Raw genomic sequence first — 21,698 nt, forward strand, 5'->3', positions numbered from 1 at the left:
GGGCCACCTCCTCGATCACGATCACCGTGGCGAGCGCGTCGGCGCCGGCGCCGCCGTACTCCTCGGGCACGTGCACGGCGTGCAGGTCGTTCGCGGTCAGCGCGTCCAGGGCCTCCCGCGGGAAGCGGGCCTCCTCGTCCACCGCGGCGGCGTACGGCGCGATCTTCGCCTCGGCCAGCGAGCGGACGGCGTCACGGAGCATGTCGTGCTCCTCGGACGGGCGGTACAGGTCGAAATCCGGCATGTTTCCTCGGTCGTTCGTCGGGTGGTCCACGCGGCGCGAGATGGCGCGAGGTGTGGATGGGGGTGGTGTGCGGCGCTGCCGTGCGGAGGAACGGAGCGCCGCACACCGGCCGGGCCCGGGCGGGCCGGAAGCGAGGGACGAGCGGGCCGGGCACACCCTCGGATGTTCGGCCGGCAGAGTGTGCGGTTCTGCGCGGCTCGCCCGCCTGCCGTACCGCGGGCCCGGTGGTCAGGGAGTGTGCCCGGTGGCGCCGGGTGCCGACGGACCGGTACCGGCGGGGGAGGGGGCGAACCGGGTGAAGTACTCCAGCGCCGTGATGTCGTCGACGGCCTCCCGGCCGGCGACCTGGTCGACACGGGCGCCCTGGAGCAGTCGTTTGACGGGGACCTCCAGTTTCTTGCCGGTACGGGTGTGCGGCAGGGCGGGCACCTGGATGACCGTGTCGGGGACGTGCCGTGGTGACGCGTGGGTGCGGATCGCGGACGCCAGGGCACCGCGCAGGTCGTCGGTGAGTTCGTGGCCGGGTTCCAGGACGACGAACAGGGGCATCCAGTACCGCCCGTCGGGGAGTTCGGCACCGATGACCAGGCTCTCGCGGATACCGGGCAGTCCGTCCACGACGGCGTAGATGTCGGCGCTGCCGAGCCGTACTCCATGCCGGTTGAGGGTGGAGTCGGAGCGGCCGGAGACGATGACGCTGCCGTGCGCGGTCCGGGTCATCCAGTCGCCGTGCCGCCACACACCCGGATAGGAACCGAAGTACGCCTGGTGGTACCGGCTGCCGTCGGGGTCGTTCCAGAAGTACAGCGGCATCGAGGGCATGGGCCGGGTGACCACCAGCTCCCCGACCTCGCCGGTGACGGGCCGTCCGGCGGCGTCGAACGCCTGGAGTGCGACGCCCAGGAGCGGGGCGGAGATCTCCCCCGGCCACACGGGTGTGTTGGGGGCGCTGCCGGCGAAGCCGCTGACGATGTCGGTGCCGCCGCTGGTGGAGCCGACCTGGACACGGGGGCCGATGTGGTCGTGGACCCAGTGGTAGGACTGGGCCGGCAGCGGCGCACCGGTGGATCCGAGCACGCGCAGCGCGCCGAGGTCGAGGTCGCGTCCGGGTTCGAGGCCGGCCTTGGCGGACGCCTGGAGGTAGCCGGGGCTGACGCCGAGGACGGAGGCGCGGTGTTCGGCGGCCAGTTCCCACAGGCGCCCGGGCCCGGGGTGGGTGGGACTCCCGTCGTAGAGCACGACCGTCGAGCCGACCAGCAGGCCGGAGACGACCATGTTCCACATCATCCAGTTGGTGGTGGTGTACCAGAGGAAGCGGTCCCCGGGGCCCAGGTCGAGGTGCAGGCCGAGGAGTTTGTGGTGGTCGAGCAGGACTCCGCCGTGGCCGTGCACGATGCCCTTGGGCGTGCCGGTGGTGCCGGAGGAGAACAGCACCCACAGCGGCGCGTCGAAGGACACGTGCTCGAACACGCACTCCGCGGGGCCGGCGAGGGCGTCCTCCCAGCGCACCGTGTCGTCCTCCGCGGAGGTGGGCAGACCCAGGTTCGGGACCCGCACGGTGACCCGGACGGACGGCAGCGCGGCTTGCAGCGCGGCGCTCTGCGCACGGCGGTCGTGCTGCCGTCCGTTCCACCGGTAGCCGTCGGCGGCGAAGAGGACGACCGGTTCGAGCTGTGCGAAACGGCTCGCGGCGCCGTCCGCGCCGTAGTCCTGGCCGCAGGCGGACCAGACGGCACCGAGGGAGGCCGTGGCCAGGAAGGCCACCACGGTGTGCGAGGTGTTCGGCAGGTAGCCGACCACGCGGTCACCGGCTCGCACCCCCTGCCGACGCAGCCACGCGGCCAGCGCGCCGACCTGGGCGCGGAGTTCGGCCCAGGTGGTGCGGGTCGTGGTGCCGTCCTCCCCGACCGAGATCAGCGCGGTGTCCCTGGAGTCACCAGTGCGCAGGGCGTGTTCGGCGTAGTTCAGCCGGGCGCCGGGGAACCAGCGGGTGGTCGGCATCGGGGCGTCGTCGAGGACGCACTCCCATGTACCGCTGGTCCTGATGTCGAAGAACTCGCCGACGGCCGACCAGAAGCCCGGCAGGTCCTGGACCGACCACGTCCACAGGGACCGGTAGTCGGCGTGGGTGATGCCGGTGCGACGGGCGACGAAGTCGGTGAACCGGGCGATGCGCGAGCGCGCCGCCTCGGACGGGTCGGGCAGCCAGATCGGTTCGGCGGCCCGGGGCCGCTGCACCGCGCTCACCACGCACTTCCCGGGGCGAGAGCGGGTGCCGTGACAGCGGTGTCACGAGGGGCGGCCAGTTGCTCCTCGAGGTCGTCGACGAGCCGGGCGAAGCCGTCCTGTGTCGCGGCAGTACCGAAGAGGTAGTGGTCAGGGCGGACCACCACCCCCGCGAGCCCGTCCTCGGCGAAGTGGGGCACGTAGAAGCCGTCGACGTCGACGGCTCCCACCTCTTCGTCGACTCGCGTTCCCGGCGGGACCAGGTGCAGCGGACGTGCCCCGATCCGTTCCAAGAACGTCAGTTGGCGGGTGGACAGCATGGTGCGCGGGTCGGTGGGGGAGGCGACGACGAAACCGCGTCCGACCACGTCGTCGAGCAGCCCGGTGCGCCCCCGGTGGGAGACGCGCGCCTGCCGGCTCAGTCGCCCGGCGCCGGACCGGCTCCGGGCGAGGAGGCCGTCGGTCAGCAGCGGCGGTGGCAGCGGCGGCAGGGCACGTTCCGGGTCGGCACCGTTGCCGGTCATGAAGGTGTCCCGGCGTGCGGCCTCGCCCTCGTCGGTGACGCAGATGACCTTGCCCAGTTCGACGGACATGCCGATGGCGTGCTGGACGTGGGCGCCGCGTTCGGTGCCGTAGGTGTCCAGGAGGGCCGGATCGGCGGCGCCGCGCAGGACGAGGTCGAGCTTGAAGGTCAGGTTGGCGGCGTCCCGGATGCCGGAGCACATGCCCTGACCGGCGAACGGCGGCATCGGATGGGCGGCGTCGCCGGCCAGCAGCAGGCGCCCGGAGCGCCAGGTGTCGGCCCACTGGGCCTGGAAGGTGTAGACGGCGTGCCGTTCCAGCGCGCACGTGTCCGGGCTCTGCTCGAAGGGGGTGAGCAGCCGCCAGGCCGTGGCTTCGGTGTTCAGCTCCTCCACCGACTCCCCGGGCATCCGCATGAACTCCCAGCGCCGGCGGCCCGGTCCGCCCGACACCACGGTCGTGGGCCGCGCGGGATCGCAGATCTGGAGGTTGACGGGGTTCCAGGCACGCGGGGTGTGGGGGCGTACGTCGACGATGAGCCAGTCGTGGAAGAACCCGAGGTCCGTCATCCGCGTCGGCATGTGGCGTCGTACGAAGCTGTGGGCGCCGTCCGCCCCCACGACCCAGTCGGCGGTCAGCTCGTGCCGTCGGCCGGTGACGTCCTGAGTGGTGACGGCGACGTCCCGCTCGTTCTGGACGAGGCCGACGGCTTCGTGGCCGCGCAGGACCGTCACCTCCGGGCGAGCCTCGACCGCCTCGGCCAGGGCCCGTTCCAGGTCGGGCTGGTAGGTCATGGAGGCGCGCGGCCGGCCGGACGGTCCCGGGCCCGACCAGTCGAAGCGCAGCAGGGTGGCGCCGTCCGCGTTGCGCCACTCGTAGGTGTCGGCCGGCTCCGACAGCGCGTCCAGCCGGTCGCCGAGTCCGGCGTCGGCGAGCAGGCGGGCCACTTCGTCGTCGAAGTGCACGGCGCGCGGCAGGGGGTAGGGGGTGGGCCACCGTTCCAGGACGGTGACCCGCCATCCGTCCCGGGCCAGGTACAGGGCCGTGGTCAGGCCGACCGGGCCGGCCCCGACGACGAGGACGTCGCTGTGGCCCGGATCGCCGGTGTGCTGGTGCATGGTGGTCGTCCTCACTGCGCCGGTGCGTGGGCGCCGGTCATCAGGGCCGCGAGGTCCTCGGGGGCGAGGAAGGAGGCCGGCGGGGGCGGGCCCCAGGAGTAGAGGGCCTGGGCGTTCTCCTCGAAGACGCTCGGCTTCCACAGGGCGTCGTCGACGATGCAGTCGATGTCGGAGTAGTACTCGGAGAAGGTGCCGGCCGGGTCCTTGAGGTACCAGAAGAAGTTCGAGCCGATGTGGTGGCGGCCCAGGCCCCAGGTGTGGCGGTCGGGGTCGGTCTCCAGCATGGCGGTGGCGCCGCGGCCGATCTCGTCGATGTCGTCGACCTGCCAGGAGGTGTGGTGCAGGAAGGCGACGGGCGCCTGCTGCACGAGCACGTTGTGGTGGTCGGTGGAGCAGCGCATGAAGGCGGCCATGCCCTTGACGGTGTCGCTGACCTTGAGGCCGATGCCTTCCAGGAAGAAGCGCTGGGAGGTCTCCTGGTCGGTGGAGCCGAGGACGACGTGCCCGAGCTTGCGGGGGCGGACCTTGTCCTCGCGCAGGATGCCGGGGGCCCGCTCGTGCAGCCGGGCGGTGACACCGGGCGCGTTGTACGGGCCTGCCGGAGCGGGGGTCTGCGACAGGCGCGGGGCGAGCTCCACACGGACCAGGACCTCGGTGCCCGGGTCGACGGCCGTCACGCTGTCGGGCGTGCGGTGTGCGGGAACGTCCAGCCGGGCGAGGGAGGCGGCGACCCGGTCGAGGTCGTCGGGGTCGTCGGCGCCCACGCCGAGTTCGATGAGTCGACGGCGTGGGGAGTGCGCGATGCGCAGCTGCTCGCCGCCGTCGACGGTCGAGAACGTGCGGGGTGCCTCCGCAGGAATGCCGGAGGTGTCGGACGCAGGGGTGAGGCCGAAGTCGGCGTAGTAGGCGGCCGTCCGCTCGACGTTCGGCACACCCATGACGATCTGGGTCAGTCGGTGCAGTGACATGGTTCGCGGCTCTTTCGGATCGGCGAGACGGCGTGGCGCGGACATCGGGGTCGCCGGTCGGCGCACGGCCTCGCGGGCGGGTCAGGGGGCGAGCATCGGGTTGCGCAGGGTGCCGATGCCCTCGATCCAGGTGACCAGGACGTCTCCGGGGGCGAGGAACTTCTGCGGGGTGCGGGCGCCGCCGACACCGGCCGGGGTGCCGGTGAAGATCAGGTCGCCGGGGAGCAGGGGGCACACGGCCGACAGGCGGGCGACGAGTTCGGGGACGTCGAAGACCATCGCGGAGGTGCGGCTCTTCTGCAGGACCTCGCCGCCTTCGAGCCGGCAGCCCAGTTCCAGGTCGTCCGGGTCGGCGAACTCGTCGGTGGTGACGAGTTCCGGGCCGATCGGGGCGAAACCCGGGTGGGACTTGCCGAGGGAGAACTGCGGTGCGGGCCCGGTCAGTTGCAGGCGGCGTTCGGAGAGGTCCTGCCCCACGGTCAGCCCGGCCACGTAGGACCACGCCGTCTCACGGGTCGCGTGGTGGCAGTGCCGGCCGATGACGGCGACGAGCTCGGCCTCCCAGTCGACCAGGCCGTCGGGCAGGGTGACAGCCGCCTCGTGGCCGGTCAGGGAGGTGCGGAACTTGGTGAAAACGGCCGGTTCGGTCGGTACGTCCAGTTTCGACTCGGCGATGTGGTCACGGTAGTTCAGGCCGACCGCGAAGATCTGGGCGGGCCGGGGGACCGGAGGTCCCCACACCGTGCGGCTGTCCGTGCCGACCACAGGGGCCTTGGCGGCCTCCGGTGACGCCAGGAACTGCCCGGCCCAAGAGGAGAACGCCTCCCAGTCGGTCAACGCCGACTGCGCGTCCGGGCCGAAGCGGCCGCGGCTGGCCTCCGTGGCGTCGATGTAGCCCTCAGGGCCCTTGATCACCAGTCGTCCGTCGATGTCTGCCAGGCGCATGAGGCCCTCCGTGCCGTGCGGGATGTCTGTCGTCGAAGTCTTGCCCTGCATTCTCGATAAGGCAATAGATTAACGATATTTTTTGAGAGTGTCGTTTCTCTGTTACGGTGCTCGGTCATGGCTGGTGAGAAGGCGACTAGAGGCGGCATCGTCCACGCGCGGATCCGCGAGGACATCTTTCAGGGCGTACTGCGGCCCGGACAGCGTCTGCGTCTGGTGGAGCTGGCGCAGCGCTTCTCGGTCAGCCAGTCGGTGGTGCGCGAGGCCCTCACCCGCCTGTCCGAGCAGGGACTCGTCCACGCCGCGCCGCAGCAGGGCTTCAGCGTGGTCACCGTGTCCCTGGACGATCTGAACGACCTCACCGAGGCCCGGATCGCACTCGAGACCCTGGTGCTGCGCCGGGCGATCGAACGCGGGGACATCAAGTGGGAGGCGGCCGTGGTCGCGGCCCACCACCACCTGGCCGGCCTCGGCGCAGTGCGGCCCGACGGCACCCTGGACAGCGAATGGTTCACCGTGCACGAGCGCTTCCACCAGACCCTGCTGGAGGCGTGCGGCAACACCCGGCTGCTGGCCGCGGCCCTCAGCCTGCGGGACGCGGCCACGCTGTACCGGCGCTGGTCCCGGCCCGTGGGCCACGACGTCGACCGCGACGTGGCGGGCGAACACCAGCAGCTCGTCGACGCCGTGCTGCGCAGGGACGCCGACGGTGCGGCCGACCTGCTCGCCCGGCACATCGACCGCACCTCCGAGGCCCTGCGCACGGTGATCGGGAAGGATCCCGCCGCGGTGGTGTAGCCCGGCCGGGGCATCCCGTACCCGGCACCGGCCGCGGCGCTCAGGGCGGCCGTGACCGGCGGCGGGCCCGGTCGTGCGGTACGGCATACGGTGGCACCGTGCGACGCGGCACCGGCCCGCGGTCGATCGGCGCGGCAACGCAGCGCACGCTGCTCTCACGACGGCAAGGACGGCGTCATGACGGCTCACCAGGAACACGGTTCCTCCAGCTGGGTCCACCGGCTCACCCCCGGTCACGCGGACGACCGGACCGCTCCCGACCGGACGGACGCGCCGCCCGCGCCGGCCAGCTCTCCGCAGGGCCTCGCCGAGGCGACCGAACGACTCGGCCCGCGGCCTGTCGCCTGGGCGGTCGCCGTCGGTCACGAGCTGGCCCGCGTCATCACCCGCGAGGTCCCGGAACTGGGCGGCGGACCGGGACCCTTCGAGACCCTGCGGATGGGCACCGAGGCCGCGGCACTGCACACGCTGCTCCTGCTCGCCGACCCCGCCTCCGACCGGGCGATGCCCGAGGAGTCCCTCATGGGAGACCGTGAGTTCGCCCGGCGGCGCCTCGGCCTGGACAAGGTGCTGCGCGGCATCCGGGTCGCCCACGCGGCCTTGACCGACGCCCTGATGACCGCATGTCAGGAGCTGGTTCCGCCGTCCGAACGCGCGGAGCAGTTCCGCCGCATCTCCGAGCTGCTGTTCGGCTTCACCGACGGGTTCGCCTCCCGGATGACCGCGGAGTACCTCGCCGAGCACGACCGGTGGCTCACCAGCGGCGCCGCCGCCCGCGAGGAGACCGTCCACACGATCCTCGACGGGCGACCGGTACGGCAGGAGGCCGCGAGCGAACTTCTCGGCTACCGCCTGGAAGGACGCCACCTGGCCGTCGTCGCCTGGTGCGACAACCAGGCCGGTGACGTCACCGGGGATCTCCAGCGGGCGGCGGCCGAACTGCTGCACCTGCGCGGCTGCGCCTCGACACTGGTCCTGCCCACCGGCCGGACCACCGTGTGGGCGTGGGGCGACCCACAGACCGCGCCCGGCGCCGCCCCGGCGCCCGGAGAGTTCCGGCCCGCCGAGGGCGTCCGCTTCGCCTGCGGCCCGGTGCGCACCGGGCTGGCGGGGTTCCGCCAGTCGCACCAGGACGCGCTGCACGCCGCCCGGGTCGTGCGGCTCAACCCGCACGACGCGGGCCCCGTCGTCGACTACCCGGACGTCGAACTGGCGGCCCTGATCTCCACCGACCTGCCCGCCCTGCGCCGCTTCGTGGACGACCAGCTGGGCGCGCTGGCGGTGGACAGCCGGCCCGTGGACCAGCTGCGCCGGACCTTGCGCCTGTACCTGCGCAACGAGCGCAGCCTGACGGTCGCCGCGGCCCAGCTGCACGTGGCACGCAACACCGTCACCTACCGGGTCAAGCGCGCTCAGGAACTGCTCGGCCACGATCCGGCGGCCCGGCTGCCCGAGGTCATGACGGCGCTGGAGGCCGCGCACACGCTGGGGTCCGCGGTGCTCCGGCCGGCGGGGAACGGTTCGCACGACGGCCCTCGCTCCTGACGGTCCGCTCAGATCAGGGGGGTGACCTGCTCCTGGATGCCCAGGAGCGCCCGCCCGTACAGCTCGCCGGCGATGGCCGGGTTGATCACCGCGTGCCGGCTGCCCGTCTCCTGGTCCCGCCAGATCCGCTGCAGCGGGTTGGCCTCGGCGAAGCTGCCGGCGCCCTGGACGCTCAGCAGCAGATCCAGGGCCTCACGGGAGCGGCGGGCGACGTACCCGGTGTCCATCCGCACCCGCGCCCGCGTCTCGAACGGCATGTACTCGCCCCGCGCCGCCCAGCTGTCGATGTCGTCGGCGGCCCGCATCAGGTGCAGCCTGGCGGTGTCGATCAGCTGGGCCGCCTCGGCCAGCTGGATCTGCGTCGAGGGGGACTCACTGGCCTTCTCGTAGAAGGTGTACGAGATGCCCCGGCCCTTGGCGAGGGAGGCCGTGACCACGTCCATGCCCGCCTGGGCCAGACCCACCTGGGGCCCGGCGAGGACCAGTGCCAGCACCGGAACCAGAGCGGACCGGTACAGAGCCTCGTCCTTGTGCTCGGTCGGGTACGCCCCCTGCACCCCCTGGGTCACCGACAGGACGCGGTGCGCGGGCACGAAGACCTCGTCGGCGACGAGGGTGTTGCTGCCCGTGCCCCGCATGCCGGCCACGTACCAGGTGTCCTCGACCGTCAGCTCGTGCATCGGGACGAGAGCGGCGCCCTGGTCGATCTGCTGTCCGGAGCCGTCCACGACGGGAATGCCGAGCGAGGCCCACTGGGAGTGCAGGCTGCCCGAGGCGAAGCCCCACCGGCCGGTGACGACCAGCCCGCCCTCGACCGCCCGCGTGGTGGCGCTGGGAGCCAGCACCCCGCACACCCGCGCGTCGGGGTCCTCGCCCCAGACCTCCCGCTGGGCCCGCTCGGGGTAGAGGCCGACCATCCAGTTGCACACGTTGACCAGGGTCGTCACCCAGGCCGTCGACCCGCACCCGCGCGCCAGCTCGGAGGTGATCTCCAGGAACGTCCGGAAGTCCGTCTCGTGGCCGCCGAGGCGCCGCGGCACGGTCAGGCGGAACAGACCGGCCTCGGTCAGCGCCGCGATGTTCTCCTCCGCCACCATCCGGTCCGCTTCGGTGCGGGCGGCGTTCTCCCGCAGCAGGGGTACCAGCGCTGCCGCGCTCTCCTTCAGTGCTGCGGCGGACGGGGCAGTCGTCTGCGGGGCGGCTGCGGTCGTGGTCATGGGATCCTCCCGGGTTGTGCGGCTCAGGCGGCGGCGCACCTCAGGTGGCGAGGCGCCGCTACCGGGATTCCACGCCGGGTCCGCGTCCCTGTCCTGTGTCCGGGACCGCAGAGTTCGTCGCGCCGATTGGGCCGTCGGACCAGTTCGTCCGCGGTTTGTGCCCGGCGCCCAGGGCCGTCCGCCCGGCTTGGTCGCCCGGCCCAATGTCATGAGGCGGCAACCGTGGCTTCACTGGGAGGACCCGCGCCGCCGACGCCGCGTGCGACCACAGGCGGCATGGTCCGGCTCCCGATTCCCTGGAGGTTGCTGTGTCCGTATCCGCTTCCGCCCCCGCGGCGGCAGACCTGCCCGTCACCACTGCCGACCCCGCGGTGTTCCGCCGGGTGCTCGGCCATGTGCCGACCTCGGTGTGCGTGGTGACCGCCGCGACACCGCAGGGTCCCGTGGGTGTCACCGTGGGCAGCTTCACCTCCGTCTCCCTCGAACCGCCCCTGGTGGTGTTCTACTGCGGCCGGAACTCGGCCAGCGCCGCGGCGATCGTCGGGTCCGGTCACTTCTGCGTGAACGTGCTGACCGAGAACCAGCAGCAGGTGTGCGCGGCCTTCGCCGGCCGGACGGCGGACCGGTTCGCCACCGGCGAATGGGACCTGACGGCCGACGCGGCACCGCGCCTCGGCGGGGCGGCGGCCTGGATCGAGTGCGACGTCGAGGACAGCTTTCCCGCCGGTGACCACGTGGCGGTCGTGGGCCGGGTGCGGCGTCTGGCCGCGGCGGGCGGGCGCCACAAGCCCTTGATCTTCCACCGCGGCCAACTGGTCCGCCTGGACCGGGCGTGCGGCGTACACGCGCCCACCCGCGCCTTCGACTGGTGGAACGTCTGATGTGCCGTCCGCACGGCGGTCCACCGGCCGTCCGTCACGACGGTGACGTCCGTGACGGACGGCCCGGCCCACGGGGCGGCAGTGTCCGCCCGCACCCTCATGGTCGCGTGTTCCCACCGCCGAGAGGGACCGCACGGTGGCCGTCCTGCGAGAGCCGGCGGGATACCGCACGGGCCGTCGCCCGCACGGCAGGGCCGTAGCCCGCGTCCGGGAAACCGGGGCTGGGCGCCACGACCGACAGCGCCGCCACCACCTCGTCGCCGTCCCGCACCGGCGCGGCCACGGTGCTCAGCCGCCAGGGGTGGCTCTGGTGGCCGAGGGCGTGGCCACCGCGCCGCACCTCCGCGAGCGCACGGCGCAGGTCGGCCGGGGTACGGATGTCGTCGTCCCCGTCCCCGGGCTCGTAGGCGGCGATGGCCTGATCCTGCACGGCCGGTGGCGCGAAGGCGAGCAGTACCAGTCCCACGCCGGTGGAGGTCAGGGGAAGACGGCCGCCCACGCGGTAGCGCACGGGACTGGCGTCGAGCGCCGAGAGCCGCTCGACGAGCAGTGCCTCCCCCTGGTCGCGCACGGCGAGCAGCACGTGCTGGCGGGTGACGTGGAAGAGGTCCTCCATGAACGGCATGGCCACGGACCGCAGCCCGTGACCGCGGGGCGCCAGGGAAGCGGTCTCCAGCAACCGCAGCCCCACGACGAAGCGGCCGTCGTCGAGACGTTCCAGGGCGCCCACGTGCACGAGCGACCGGGCCAGCCGCAGCGCGCTGCTGCGGGGGATGCCGCTGCGCTGCGCGAGGTCGGCGAGGGACAGCGCACGGTGATCACTGTCAAAGGCGTCGAGCAGGGCGAACGCCCGGTCGATGACCGGTTGCCCCTCGGCGGGCCGGCCTCCGCGCCTCGGCCGGACATCACCTTCGGAACCTGGCGTTTCATTCATCGGAATCACTCATGCCAATGTACGGCCTCCCTTCCTACGGTGGCACCCGTACGGAACCGCAACCCAGGAGCCCCGCATGACCTCGACCGGACTCATCGACGTCCACGCCCACTTCGTCACCGACGGTTACGTCGCCGCGGCCCGGTCCGCCGGCATCGAGCACCCCGACGGAATGCCCGGCTGGCCCACGTGGAGCGTCGAACAGCATCTCGACCTGATGGAGCGCTCGGGGATCGAGAAGTCCTACCTGTCGGTCTCCTCGCCGGGTGTGCACTTCGGGGACGACGGCGCGGCCCGCGCCCTCGCGCGTGAGGTCAACGCGTTCGGCGCCCGGGTCCGCACCGGGCATCCGCAGCGGTTCGGGCACTTCGCCTCCCTGCCGCTGCCCGACGTCGAGGGCTCGCTCGCCGAGGCCGCCCACGCGCTCGACGAGCTCGGCGCGGACGGAGTGGCGGTGGAGACCAACCACCACGGCCTCTACCTCGGCGACCCCCGGCTCGAACCGCTGTGGGAGGATCTCGACCGCCGCGGCGCCGTCGTCTTCGTCCACCCCACCTCACCGCCCCACGCCGACGACCTCTCCCTGCACCGGCCGCGGCCGATGCTGGAGTTCCTCTTCGACACCGCCCGCGCCGCGAGCGACCTGCTCTTCCGCGGCGTCCTCACCCGCCATCCGGGTATCCGCTGGGTCCTGACCCACGGCGGGGGAGTGCTGCCGCTGGTCGCCGACCGCATGGAACTGTTCCGCGCCCTGCTGGGTGGCGACCCCGGGGAAGCACCGAACGCCGTGGAACAGCTGGGCCGCCTCTGGTACGACATGGCCGGAACGCCCTTCCCGCGCCAGATCCCGGCGCTCGACGCGGCGTTCGGCACGGAACGTCTCCTGTACGGCAGTGACTACTGCTGGACACCCGCCGACGCGGCCCTCGCCCAGATCGAATCCGTCGACTCGGCCGTACAGCCGTCCGCCACCGACACCTGGCGGGACCTCACCACCCGCAACGCACGCCGTCTGTTCACCACGAACGCGGCATGACCGCCCGACAGCCGGAGGAACGGGCGACCGGGCCGCAGCGATCACAACAAGGAGCGACATGAGCAGGTACGTTGAGCCGTCCGCGATCAACGGGCGTGTGGTGGTGAGGGACGTCACCGTCGTCGACCCGCTGGACGGGAGCCGCACCCCGGGTCGGGACGTGGCCGTCGAGGGCGGCCGGATCACGTCGGTGGCGACGACCGGTGCGCCGGTGGCCGACGCGCACGTGGTGGAGGGGCGGGGCCGGTTCGTCGTTCCGGCGTTCATGGACATGCACATGCACGCCTTGAACACTCCTGAGGACGTCGACGGCACCTATGCGCTGATGCTCGCATGCGGTGTCGTCGGCTTCCGCCAGATGTCGGGCAGCAGGGAGCTGCTGAAGTCCCGGCGCGAGGGCAGGCTGCCCCGGCCGACCGGCGCACCGGCGCTCAAGGCGACCGCCGGCGACCTGCTGACCCCGCTGAACGCGAGCACGGTCGAGGGAGCGGTGCGGGCCGTCCGGGAACAGCACCGGGACGGTGCCGACTTCATCAAGGCCGGTGCCACCACCCGCACCACGTTCATGGCCGCCCTCGAGGAGGCGAACCGGCTCGGCATCCTGCTGGGCGGTCACCTGCCGGCCGATCTCGATCCCCGGGAGGCCGCGCGCGGTGGGGTGTGGTCGATCGAGCACCTCGGTCCGGGTGTCACCGTGTTCGCCGCGGCATCCTCCCGCGAGGCCGAGGTTCGGGCCACCAACGCCGCCCGCAGGCTCCCGCCGATCCCCAAGGTGAAGTTCCCCGGTGCCGACAGGCTGGCGATGAAGCTGGTCAAAGGCATGGCGGTGAACCCCGCGACGAGCACCTCCGAAGCGGAGGCCCACGCCTATGAGCTCGCCGACGGCTCCTACGACCAGGGGAAGGCGGAGGAACTGGCCGCCCTCTTCGTCGAGCACACCACCTGGCAGTGCCCGACCCTGATCCGGGTCCACACGCAGCAGTTCGGCGACTCCCGGGAACACACCGCGGACCCCCGACGCCGTTACATGGCCCCCGAGGAGTTGCGTGCGTGGGACAAGTCGGCGAGGAAGTTCTCCAGGCTTCCCGACGCCACCCGCGAAGCCCTGCGCGGCCACTGGGCCGCGCAGTTGCGGATGACCAGGACCTTCGCCGACGCCGGAGTCCCGATGGTCGCGGGTTCCGACGCGTGCGGGGCCGCGGGCATCATCCCCGGCTTCGGTCTCCACGACGAGTTCGACCACCTCGCCGAGGCCGGACTGGACCCGCTGACCATTCTGCGGATGGCGACGACCGAGCCGGCCAGGTTCCTGGGCGAGGAGGGCTCTTTCGGCCGGGTCGTCCCCGGCATGCCCGCCGACCTGGTGCTCCTGGACCAGGACCCGCTGCGGGACCACACCGCCCTGCACCTGATCGCGGGGGTGATGCGCGACGGCTCCTGGTGGTCCCGCGCCGACCTCGACGCGGTCCTGGAACGCGTCGCGGCCAAGCCCGGCGCTCACTGATCCCGGACCCGCGACATGACAGGAGGAACATCCATGACGGACATCGACGTCGTCACCCAGACCGTGCTGCTGGAACGCCAGGGCCGTGACCGGGGCTGGTGGGACCAGATGCGGGCCTGCTACTGGCCCGACTCCACCGTGACCCTCAGTTGGTACCGGGGGGACGGGCCGGGTTTCGTGGACGCCTCCGAGGCCATGTCCGGGCGCGGGGACGCGAGCGTCCACCGCCTGTCCCCGCCCGCCGTCCGGATCGTGGGCGACCGCGCCTTCGTCGAGACACCCGCCGCCATCGAGGTACGGACCGACGTCGACGGCGTCACCGCCGACCTCGTCTCCTGCACCCGCATCGTCCACCGCCTCGAACGACGCGACGGCCGCTGGGGCATCGTCGCACTGGACTGCGTCTACGAGCGCGACACCCTCCACCCCGCGCTCCCGGGCGGGCACATCACCCTTCCCCCCGAGGACCTCGCCCGCCACCGCGCGCCGTACGCGGTCCTCGCCTGGCACCTGGCCCGGCGCGGCTACGACGTGGCCACCGACCTGCTCGGCGACGACCGGCCCGAGCGCACGGCGGCCTTCTACGCCGAGACACTGAGGTGGCTACGGGGCTGAGCCCGCCCGGCCGGGGACAGCGGCCGGTCAGTGGCCGTACCGGCAGCCTCAACGGTGTGCGGCGGAGTCCTCGGCGGGCTGAAGACTGGTGTTGTGCTCGTGGATCAGCCGCAGCGCCTCGTCGCGGTCGCGCCGGTCCAGGGCGTCGACCAGGTCGCGGTGCAGTACGTGCCGGTGCGCGATGTACTCGTTCAGGGGCTGGTCGCTCGTGGGCAGCACGGACAGCGTGTGGCTCTCGATCAGATCGAGCAGATGGGTGTACAGCGAGCTGAGCAGCGCGTTCGGGCTGATCGCGGCGATGGCGGCGTGCAGGCGCCAGTTGGCGTGCACGAAGGCGACCGGATCCGCCGCGTCCACGGCGTGTTCCATGGCGGTGATGTGACGGCGCAGTCCCGCGACATCGGCCGGCGAGGCGTGCCAGAGGGCGTCCTCGATCAGCAGCGGGTCGAGGGCGTCGCGGATGCGCACGGCGTCGGCGACGTCGTTCGCCTTCGCGTCCAGGGCCAGGACGGAGTTGCCGAGGCGGACCATCGGGGACTGTTCGGCACTGAACAGTCCGCCGCCCGGGCCGGGCTTGACGGTGACCAGGCCCCGTGCCTGAAGGAGCCGCAGCGCCTCGTTGAACGTTCCCACGGACACTTCGCACAGTGTCCGAAGTTCCTCCTTGGTGCCCAGCCGGGAGCCGGGCGGCACGCTCTCGATCAGCTCCGCGACCCTGTCCGCGGCGTGCTCGGCACGTCCCGACGGTGTCTGCCGAGGTGGTACGTCCGGTCCCCGGCCGCGCCGAGCCGAAGGCGGCCCCCCGGCCGCCGGCCCGCCGCGGCGCAGGTCGGCGCCACTGTGGCCGCCGGACGGAGCCGTGTCCGGGGCGCCGCGCCGTGCAGCGTGGTCGGGGGTGGAACCCACATCGTCTCCTCGAGTCGTCATATTCATCATGTTCATTTTGCCGAGATCCCTTGACGCTGCGGTTCACCGGAGCGCAACATCAGGGTAATCATCATGCTGAATTACCGATGGGGGAGCAAGGGTCCGTTGTCGCCGGCGGGTCCCATCTGCGCGTCCTTCGGTAGTCGAGCGGCCGCCCACGCCGACGCGGCTTCGGGCGTTCCGCCTCCTTCCCCAGTCCGGGAGACACATCATGCGCATAGCCAACCTCTCCGGCCGTCTGGCCCTCATTGTCGACGGTCGTGCTGTAGACGTCGAAAAGGCCAGTGGTGGCCGCTTCGCCGCGGATCCGCAGGCCGTCTACGAGCGGTGGGAGGAGTTCCGTGCCTGGGCCGCCGTCGCCGACCTGTCCGCGGGTTCGAGGTTCGAGCCGGCCGACCTGGGTTCCCCGGCCCCGGCCCCGAGGCAGACCCTTGCGATCGGTCTCAACTACCGTGATCACGCCTCGGAGTCCGGATTCGCGGCGCCCGAGGGGCTGCCGCCGGTGTTCACCAAGTTCGTCACCAGCATCAGCGGCCCGGTCACCGAGGTGAAGCTGCCGGCGGACGGCCACACCGACTGGGAGGTCGAGCTGGTCGCCGTCATCGGCCGTCGCGCCGAAGGCGTGTCCGAGGCCGACGCCTGGAGCCACGTCGCCGGTCTGGCCGTCGGACAGGACATCTCCGAGCGCGTGGTGCAACTGGCCGGCCCCGCACCGCAGTTCAGCCTGGGCAAGTCCTACCCCGGCTTCGCCCCCATCGGTCCTTGGCTGGTCACGCCGGACGAGTTCGAGAACCCCGACGACCTCGAACTGCGCTGCGCGATCAACGGCGAGGAGGTCCAGAAGGGCCGCACCCGCGATCTGATCCTCTCCGTGCCGGCGCTGATCGCAGGGCTGTCCGCCGTGCTGCCCCTGCTGCCCGGGGACGTCGTCTTCACCGGCACCCCGGCCGGCGTCGGCCTCGGCCGTGACCCACAGCGCTTCCTCGCCGCCGGTGACGAACTCGTCAGCACCGTCGAGGGCATCGGCGAGCTGCGCCAGACCTTCGTCGCCTGAGCCCGGGCTCAGACGGCCCCGACGGACAAGGGAGTCCTTCATGGCACTGCACCGTCTGACCTCCATCACCATGGGGGTCCCCGATGTCGCCGAGACCGCCGCCTACTACACCGACTTCGGTCTCACCCCCGACGGCGACGGCTGGTTCACCACCCGGGACGGCGGACGTCAGCTCCGCATCGTCCAGACCCCGGCCCGCCGCCTGGTGGAGGTACGCGTCGGCGTCGACACACCTGATGATCTGGCGGCGGCCGCCTCCCGGCTGAAGCGGCTCGGCACCGAGGCCGTCGTCGACGCCGGGACGCTCACCGCTTACGACGAGGCCACCGCCGTACGCGCCGTCCTGGAGGTCACCCCCCGCCTGGTCCAGGACCCGGTCGCGGCCACCGTCTACAACGGTCCCGGCCGCCCCGACCGCACCGGTGCCCGCGCGGCCGGAGTCCTGCGCACCGACCGCGTCCGTCCGCGCAAGCTCGGCCACGCCGTCGTCGGCACCACCGACTTCGACACCACGACCGCGTTCTTCCGCGACGGCCTCGGTTTCAAGGCCTCCGACTACATCAAGGGACACGGGGCGTTCCTGCGCTGCTCCACCGACCATCACAACATCCTGGTCCTGGCCGCGCCGGTCGCCTTCCTGCACCACTCCTCCTGGCAGGTCGACGACATCGACGAGGTCGGCCGCGGCGCGGCCGCGATGCTCCAGGACCACCCCGAGCGGCACATCTGGGGCCTCGGACGGCACCACGCGGGCTCGAACTTCTTCTGGTACCTCAAGGACCCGGCCGGCAACTTCAGCGAGTACTACTCCGACATGGACTGCATCGTCGACGACCAGCTCTGGACGCCGGAGGTCCTGGAGGGCGCCAAGGGGCTGTTCGACTGGGGACCCCCGCCCCCGCCCTCCTTCCTCGCTCCCGAGGATCTCGCCGCCCTGATGACCGGTACGCACAGTGAGCCGAGGTAGAGCCGTGAGCAGAAGCTCTTCGAAGGTGTACGACGTCGCGATCGTCGGCTTCGGACCCGTCGGCCAGATGCTGTCCCTGCTGCTGGGACGGGCCGGCCACGACGTCATCGCGCTGGAGCGCTGGCCCAGCCCCTACGACCTGCCCCGCGCCGTGCACTTCGACCACGAGATCGGCCGCATCTTCCAGGCCGCCGGCGTGGCGGAGGAGGTACGCGCGGTCACCGACCCGGTGCCCGACCACTACGAGTGGCGCAACGCCGCCGGCGAGCCGCTGGTGCGCATCGACTGGTCCGGCGACGGCCCCTCGGGCTGGCCCACCGCCAGCTTCTTCTGCCAGCCGCGGCTGGAGGCCGTCCTCGCCAAGGCCGCCGAGAGCCGGCCGACGGTCACCGTGCGCCGTGGCTGTGAGGTCACCGATCTGCAACTCGGCGACGAGACAGTCCGGTTGACCACAAACGGCACCGACGGTGCCGGTGAGGTCCGGGCCCGCTACGTCATCGGTGCCGACGGGGCGAACAGCTTCGTCCGCTCCGGCATGGCCACCTCCGTCACCGACCTCGGCTTCTTCCACGACTGGCTGATCGTCGACACCCGGCCGCACGAGCAGGCCGAGTGGTCCCCGATGAACTGGCAGCTGTGCGACCCGGAACGGCCCACGACGATCGTCTCCGGCGGCCCCGGCCGGCGCCGCTGGGAGTTCCTGCGGCTGCCGCACGAGAGCGTCGAGGAGCTGAGCACCCTGGAGACGGCCTGGCGCCTGCTGGAGCCGTGGGGCCGTACGCCGGAGAACACCACGATCGAGCGGCACGTCGTCTACACCTTCCAGGCCCGCTGGGTGGACCGCTGGCGCGAGGGCCGGCTCGTCCTCGCCGGTGACGCCGCCCACCAGATGCCGCCGTTCGCCGGACAGGGCATGTGCTCCGGACTGCGCGACGCCGTCAACCTGGCCTGGAAACTGGACCTCGTCCTCGACGGCAGGGCCGACCCCGCGCTGCTGGACACCTACACCTCCGAACGCAGCGAGCACGTCCAGCACGCCATCGGCATGTCCCTGGCCCTGGGGCAGGTGATCTGCGTCCTCGACCCCGAGGAGGCGAAGTCCAGGGACGCCCGCATGATCGCCACCGGTGCGGACCCGCGGCACGCGCTGCCGCCCACCCCGCCCCCCGTCCTGGGCGACGGCGTCCTCCAGCGTGGTCCCGACGGCGGTCGGGCCCCGGACACCGGTCACCTCACCCCGCAGTACGAGGTCACCCATCAGGGCCGCACCGCCCTGTTGGACGACCTCACCGGCGGCGGCTTCACGGTCCTGACCGACGGCACGGACCCGTGGGAGTCGCTCGACGCCACGGACCGCGACTTCCTCGCCGGCATCGGCGCCACCCTCGTCCCGCTGTACGAGGACAACGCCCCGCCGGACGGCTACCTCGACGCGCCCGGCGGCTACCTGCCCCACATGCGCGAGCACGGACACGTCGCCGCCGTGGTCCGGCCCGACTTCTACCTGTTCGGCGCCGCCATCGACGGACCGGGCCTGCGGGAACTGGTCGGCCAGCTGCGCGAGCAGCTGCGGCGGCCCGCCGCCACCGCCGACCGCACCCCGGCGCCCGGGCCGCTGACGGCCGTCGCCGAACAGTAGGCACCCGCGTTCCGCACCAGGGGCACGAACGCGCCTCCCGACCGCGGCGGACGGACCACCGCACAGTCCGTCCGCCGCCGAACCCGGTCCGCCACGAGCCGGGCGCACCGCCCGGCGTCCGGGCCCTGCCGCCGCTGCCGCACGGCCCGGACGCCGATCGGCGTCACCCTGCGAAGTGCCCGCCCCCTGCGAGATTTCCGAAGGACGTTCATGGACAAGACATCCCTCTCCGCGGCCGACGCCGTGGCCGACATCGGTGAAGGCACCTCACTCGCCGTCGGCGGCTTCGGTCTGTGCGGCATACCGAGCACCCTCATCCAGGCCCTGTACGTACAGGGCGCGGGCTCGCTGCGGGTGGTATCCAACAACTGCGGGACCGACGACCACGGTCTGGGCATCCTGCTCGGCGCCGGCCGCATCGCCCGCGTCACCGGCTCCTACGTCGGCGAGAACAAGGAGTTCGCCCGTCAGTACCTGTCCGGCGAGCTGGAGGTCGAACTCGTTCCCCAGGGCACCCTCGCCGAACGCCTGCGCGCAGGCGGCTGCGGCATCCCCGCCTTCTACACCCCCGCCGGTGTCGGCACCCCGCTCGCCGACGGCGGCATCCCTTGGCGCCATCACGCCGACGGCTCCGTCGCCATCGCCTCCCCGGCGAAGGAGACCCGCACCTTCGGCGACGGCGAGTACGTGCTGGAGGAGGCCATCACCTGCGACTTCGCACTGGTGCGGGCGGCGCGCGGGGACCGGCACGGCAACCTCGTCTTCGACAAGTCCGCCCGCAACCTCAACCCCCTGGCCGCCATGGCGGGCCGCGTGACCGTCGCCGAGGTCGAGGAACTGGTCGAGCCGGGCGTGCTGGGTCCGGACGAGATCCACCTGCCTGGTGTGTTCGTCCAGCGCGTCGTCGCCCTGACCCCGCGAGAGGCGGCCGACAAGCAGATCGAACGGCGCACGATCTCCGCGCCTGCGGCACGAGGAACGGTGGCCGCCTGATGGCCTGGACCCGCAACGAGATGGCCGCCCGCGCGGCAGCCGAACTCAACGACGGCGACTACGTCAACCTCGGCATCGGACTGCCCACCCTCATCCCCGGCCATGTGCCGGAGGGCGTGCACGTGGTGCTCCAGTCGGAGAACGGCATCCTGGGCACCGGCCCCTACCCCTCCGACGACGCCGTCGACCCGGACCTGATCAACGCCGGCAAGGAGACCGTCACCGTCCTGCCCGGCGCCGCGTTCTTCGACTCCGCGCTGTCCTTCGGCATGATCCGCGGCGGTCACATCGACACCGCCGTGCTCGGCGCCATGCAGGTCTCCGCCAACGGCGACCTCGCCAACTGGATGATCCCCGGCAGGATGGTCAAGGGCATGGGCGGTGCCATGGACCTCGTCCACGGCGCCCGCCGCGTCATCGTCCTCATGGAACACACCGCGAAGGACGGCAGCCCGAAGATCGTTCCCGCGTGCACCCTCCCGCTGACCGGGCGCGCCTGTGTCCACCGGATCATCACCGACCTCGCCGTCCTCGACGTCACCGACGGCGGAATCGTCCTGGTGGAGACGGCCCCCGGCGTCACCCCGGAGCAGGTAGCCACCGCCACCGCGGCACCGGTGCACGTTCCCCAGGACGCCCTGCCGGGATGAGCCCGACTTCCGCCGGCCCGTGATCCCGGACAGCAACCGGGCCGGCGGAACCGGCCGGCGCGTCTTCGGAACCGCCCGGGCCCCGCCCCGGCCGCGACCTGTCCGAGGCTGCCCTGCCTCGCGGCCGGGGCGGCCATGAGCCGCCGCCTCACCATCGGCCGTCGCCGGACGGACACACCACCCGGTCCGCACTCGTACACGTACGGAAGCTCCCCGGTGACCCGAACCGGACCCGTCGTCCTCGGCCCGGCCGGGACGGTCCTGCCGCACGTCCGCGTCTTCGACGGACGAGGGCTGACGGAACCGCGCGCACCGTGGAGGGCACGGCGGCGGCGAGGGGCTCCGGGCACCCACGTCCTGCGTCCCATCCGGTGCGCGGGCACGGAACAGGTCCCGGCCCTCTGACGGTCGGGACCCGCTCGCTCTTCGGTGCTCAGGCCGACTGCGGGTACGCGCCCTCGCCGGCAAGGCGCTTGTAGGCGCGGCGCACCGCCGGCACCAGACGGGCGGCGGCCTCCGGGTCGGCGTGCTCGGTCCGGAGCCGGAGGATGTTCCCGTTGCGCCGGTCCGCGGGAACGTGTTCACCACGAGCCGTGACGAGCACGTGGAAGTGCGGATGGTTCTCCCCGAAGACCATCAGATACGTCGCGGGCGCGCCGGTCACCTCGGTCACCGCCGCGACCAGGTCACGTGTGCGGCGGGCGAACGAGGCCAGCTCGGCCTCGTCGAGCCCGGTGATGCGCTCGGCGTGCCGACGGGCCCGCAGGACGAACCAGCCGGGTACGTCGTAGCCGGGCACCACTTCCCCCGACCACAGGGGGTCACGGAAAACGACGGCGGAGTCTTCGTTCTGTTCCAGGCCGCACATGAAACAGTCGGCGTGGTCACTGGACGCGCTCAGGGGGTCCTCCAGAC

Annotated in this window: 20 protein-coding genes; 11 read left to right on the forward strand and 9 right to left on the reverse strand. The window is 72.3% G+C overall.

Annotated elements, in window-relative coordinates; all coding sequences use genetic code 11:
* The 5 genes from ACFV5H_RS20135 to ACFV5H_RS20155 all read right to left on the reverse strand — a co-directional run.
* A partial coding sequence (locus ACFV5H_RS20135) for an acyl-CoA dehydrogenase family protein (protein ID WP_385196320.1) occupies nt 1-244 on the reverse strand: 244 nt, incomplete at its 3' end.
* A gap of 228 nt (nt 245-472) precedes the next feature.
* Nucleotides 473-2,491, reverse strand: a complete 2,019-nt coding sequence (locus ACFV5H_RS20140) for an acetoacetate--CoA ligase (protein ID WP_385196322.1) — start codon at nt 2,489-2,491, stop codon at nt 473-475.
* Complete coding sequence (locus ACFV5H_RS20145; RefSeq protein ID WP_385196325.1) at nt 2,488-4,110, reverse strand: bifunctional 3-(3-hydroxy-phenyl)propionate/3-hydroxycinnamic acid hydroxylase; 1,623 nt, start codon at nt 4,108-4,110, stop codon at nt 2,488-2,490. Before ACFV5H_RS20145 ends, ACFV5H_RS20140 begins: the two co-directional genes overlap by 4 nt.
* An 11-nt stretch (nt 4,111-4,121) precedes the next feature.
* A complete protein-coding gene (locus ACFV5H_RS20150; RefSeq protein WP_385196327.1) occupies nt 4,122-5,078 on the reverse strand; it encodes a VOC family protein in 957 nt (318 codons plus the stop codon).
* Between the two features lie 81 nt (nt 5,079-5,159).
* Nucleotides 5,160-6,023, reverse strand: coding sequence for a fumarylacetoacetate hydrolase family protein (locus tag ACFV5H_RS20155; RefSeq protein WP_385196330.1), 864 nt, complete (start codon nt 6,021-6,023; stop codon nt 5,160-5,162).
* A gap of 117 nt (nt 6,024-6,140) precedes the next feature.
* Between ACFV5H_RS20155 and ACFV5H_RS20160 the strand changes: the two genes are divergently transcribed.
* Nucleotides 6,141-6,821 carry a GntR family transcriptional regulator gene (locus tag ACFV5H_RS20160; protein WP_385196333.1) on the forward strand — a complete coding sequence of 227 codons (681 nt, stop codon included), beginning with the start codon at nt 6,141-6,143 and terminating at the stop codon, nt 6,819-6,821.
* Between the two features lie 177 nt (nt 6,822-6,998).
* A complete protein-coding gene (locus ACFV5H_RS20165; protein WP_385196336.1) occupies nt 6,999-8,366 on the forward strand; it encodes a PucR family transcriptional regulator in 1,368 nt (455 codons plus the stop codon).
* An 8-nt stretch (nt 8,367-8,374) separates the two neighbouring features.
* Here ACFV5H_RS20165 and ACFV5H_RS20170 read toward each other — a convergent pair whose 3' ends face one another.
* On the reverse strand, nt 8,375-9,583 hold the full coding sequence (locus ACFV5H_RS20170) for an acyl-CoA dehydrogenase family protein (protein ID WP_385059563.1): 1,209 nt from the start codon (nt 9,581-9,583) through the stop codon (nt 8,375-8,377).
* A 308-nt stretch (nt 9,584-9,891) separates the two neighbouring features.
* Here ACFV5H_RS20170 and ACFV5H_RS20175 point away from each other — a divergent pair, with 308 nt between their 5' ends.
* Nucleotides 9,892-10,464: a flavin reductase family protein gene (locus tag ACFV5H_RS20175; protein ID WP_385196339.1), complete on the forward strand. Its 573-nt coding sequence runs from the start codon at nt 9,892-9,894 to the stop codon at nt 10,462-10,464.
* 97 nt (nt 10,465-10,561) lie between these two features.
* Here the strand turns inward: ACFV5H_RS20175 and ACFV5H_RS20180 are convergent, their stop codons facing one another.
* A complete protein-coding gene (locus ACFV5H_RS20180) occupies nt 10,562-11,398 on the reverse strand; it encodes an IclR family transcriptional regulator (protein ID WP_385196342.1) in 837 nt (278 codons plus the stop codon).
* 76 nt (nt 11,399-11,474) lie between these two features.
* On the opposite strand from ACFV5H_RS20180, the gene ACFV5H_RS20185 reads away from it, so the two are divergent.
* Genes ACFV5H_RS20185 through ACFV5H_RS20195 form a run of 3 tightly spaced genes read left to right on the forward strand, consistent with a single transcriptional unit; the run spans nt 11,475 to nt 14,553 of the window.
* A complete protein-coding gene (locus tag ACFV5H_RS20185; protein ID WP_385196345.1) occupies nt 11,475-12,434 on the forward strand; it encodes an amidohydrolase family protein in 960 nt (319 codons plus the stop codon).
* A 58-nt stretch (nt 12,435-12,492) separates the two neighbouring features.
* Nucleotides 12,493-13,938, forward strand: coding sequence for an amidohydrolase family protein (locus ACFV5H_RS20190; protein ID WP_385196347.1), 1,446 nt, complete (start codon nt 12,493-12,495; stop codon nt 13,936-13,938).
* A gap of 33 nt (nt 13,939-13,971) precedes the next feature.
* A complete protein-coding gene (locus tag ACFV5H_RS20195; protein WP_385059553.1) occupies nt 13,972-14,553 on the forward strand; it encodes a nuclear transport factor 2 family protein in 582 nt (193 codons plus the stop codon).
* A 48-nt stretch (nt 14,554-14,601) separates the two neighbouring features.
* Here ACFV5H_RS20195 and ACFV5H_RS20200 read toward each other — a convergent pair whose 3' ends face one another.
* Entirely contained in the window at nt 14,602-15,495 is an 894-nt protein-coding gene (locus tag ACFV5H_RS20200) for a FadR/GntR family transcriptional regulator (RefSeq protein WP_385059556.1), read from the reverse strand.
* Nucleotides 15,496-15,691: 196 nt separating this feature from the next.
* Between ACFV5H_RS20200 and ACFV5H_RS20205 the strand changes: the two genes are divergently transcribed.
* From ACFV5H_RS20205 to ACFV5H_RS20225, 5 genes are all read left to right on the forward strand, one after another.
* Nucleotides 15,692-16,534: a fumarylacetoacetate hydrolase family protein gene (locus ACFV5H_RS20205; RefSeq protein ID WP_385196350.1), complete on the forward strand. Its 843-nt coding sequence runs from the start codon at nt 15,692-15,694 to the stop codon at nt 16,532-16,534.
* A gap of 40 nt (nt 16,535-16,574) precedes the next feature.
* Nucleotides 16,575-17,501, forward strand: coding sequence for a VOC family protein (locus ACFV5H_RS20210; protein WP_385196353.1), 927 nt, complete (start codon nt 16,575-16,577; stop codon nt 17,499-17,501).
* A gap of 4 nt (nt 17,502-17,505) precedes the next feature.
* Complete coding sequence (locus tag ACFV5H_RS20215; RefSeq protein WP_385196355.1) at nt 17,506-19,140, forward strand: bifunctional 3-(3-hydroxy-phenyl)propionate/3-hydroxycinnamic acid hydroxylase; 1,635 nt, start codon at nt 17,506-17,508, stop codon at nt 19,138-19,140.
* A 210-nt stretch (nt 19,141-19,350) separates the two neighbouring features.
* Nucleotides 19,351-20,133, forward strand: coding sequence for a CoA transferase subunit A (locus ACFV5H_RS20220; RefSeq protein ID WP_385196358.1), 783 nt, complete (start codon nt 19,351-19,353; stop codon nt 20,131-20,133).
* Nucleotides 20,133-20,783: a CoA transferase subunit B gene (locus tag ACFV5H_RS20225; RefSeq protein WP_385196360.1), complete on the forward strand. Its 651-nt coding sequence runs from the start codon at nt 20,133-20,135 to the stop codon at nt 20,781-20,783. Before ACFV5H_RS20220 ends, ACFV5H_RS20225 begins: the two co-directional genes overlap by 1 nt.
* 433 nt (nt 20,784-21,216) lie before the next feature.
* Here the strand turns inward: ACFV5H_RS20225 and ACFV5H_RS20230 are convergent, their stop codons facing one another.
* Nucleotides 21,217-21,582 carry a hypothetical protein gene (locus ACFV5H_RS20230; protein WP_385196363.1) on the reverse strand — a complete coding sequence of 122 codons (366 nt, stop codon included), beginning with the start codon at nt 21,580-21,582 and terminating at the stop codon, nt 21,217-21,219.
* Nucleotides 21,583-21,698: the final 116 nt, after the last annotated feature.

The sequence above is a fragment of the Streptomyces sp. NPDC059787 genome, assembly GCF_042732315.1.
Lineage (GTDB): Bacteria > Actinomycetota > Actinomycetes > Streptomycetales > Streptomycetaceae > Streptomyces > Streptomyces atrovirens.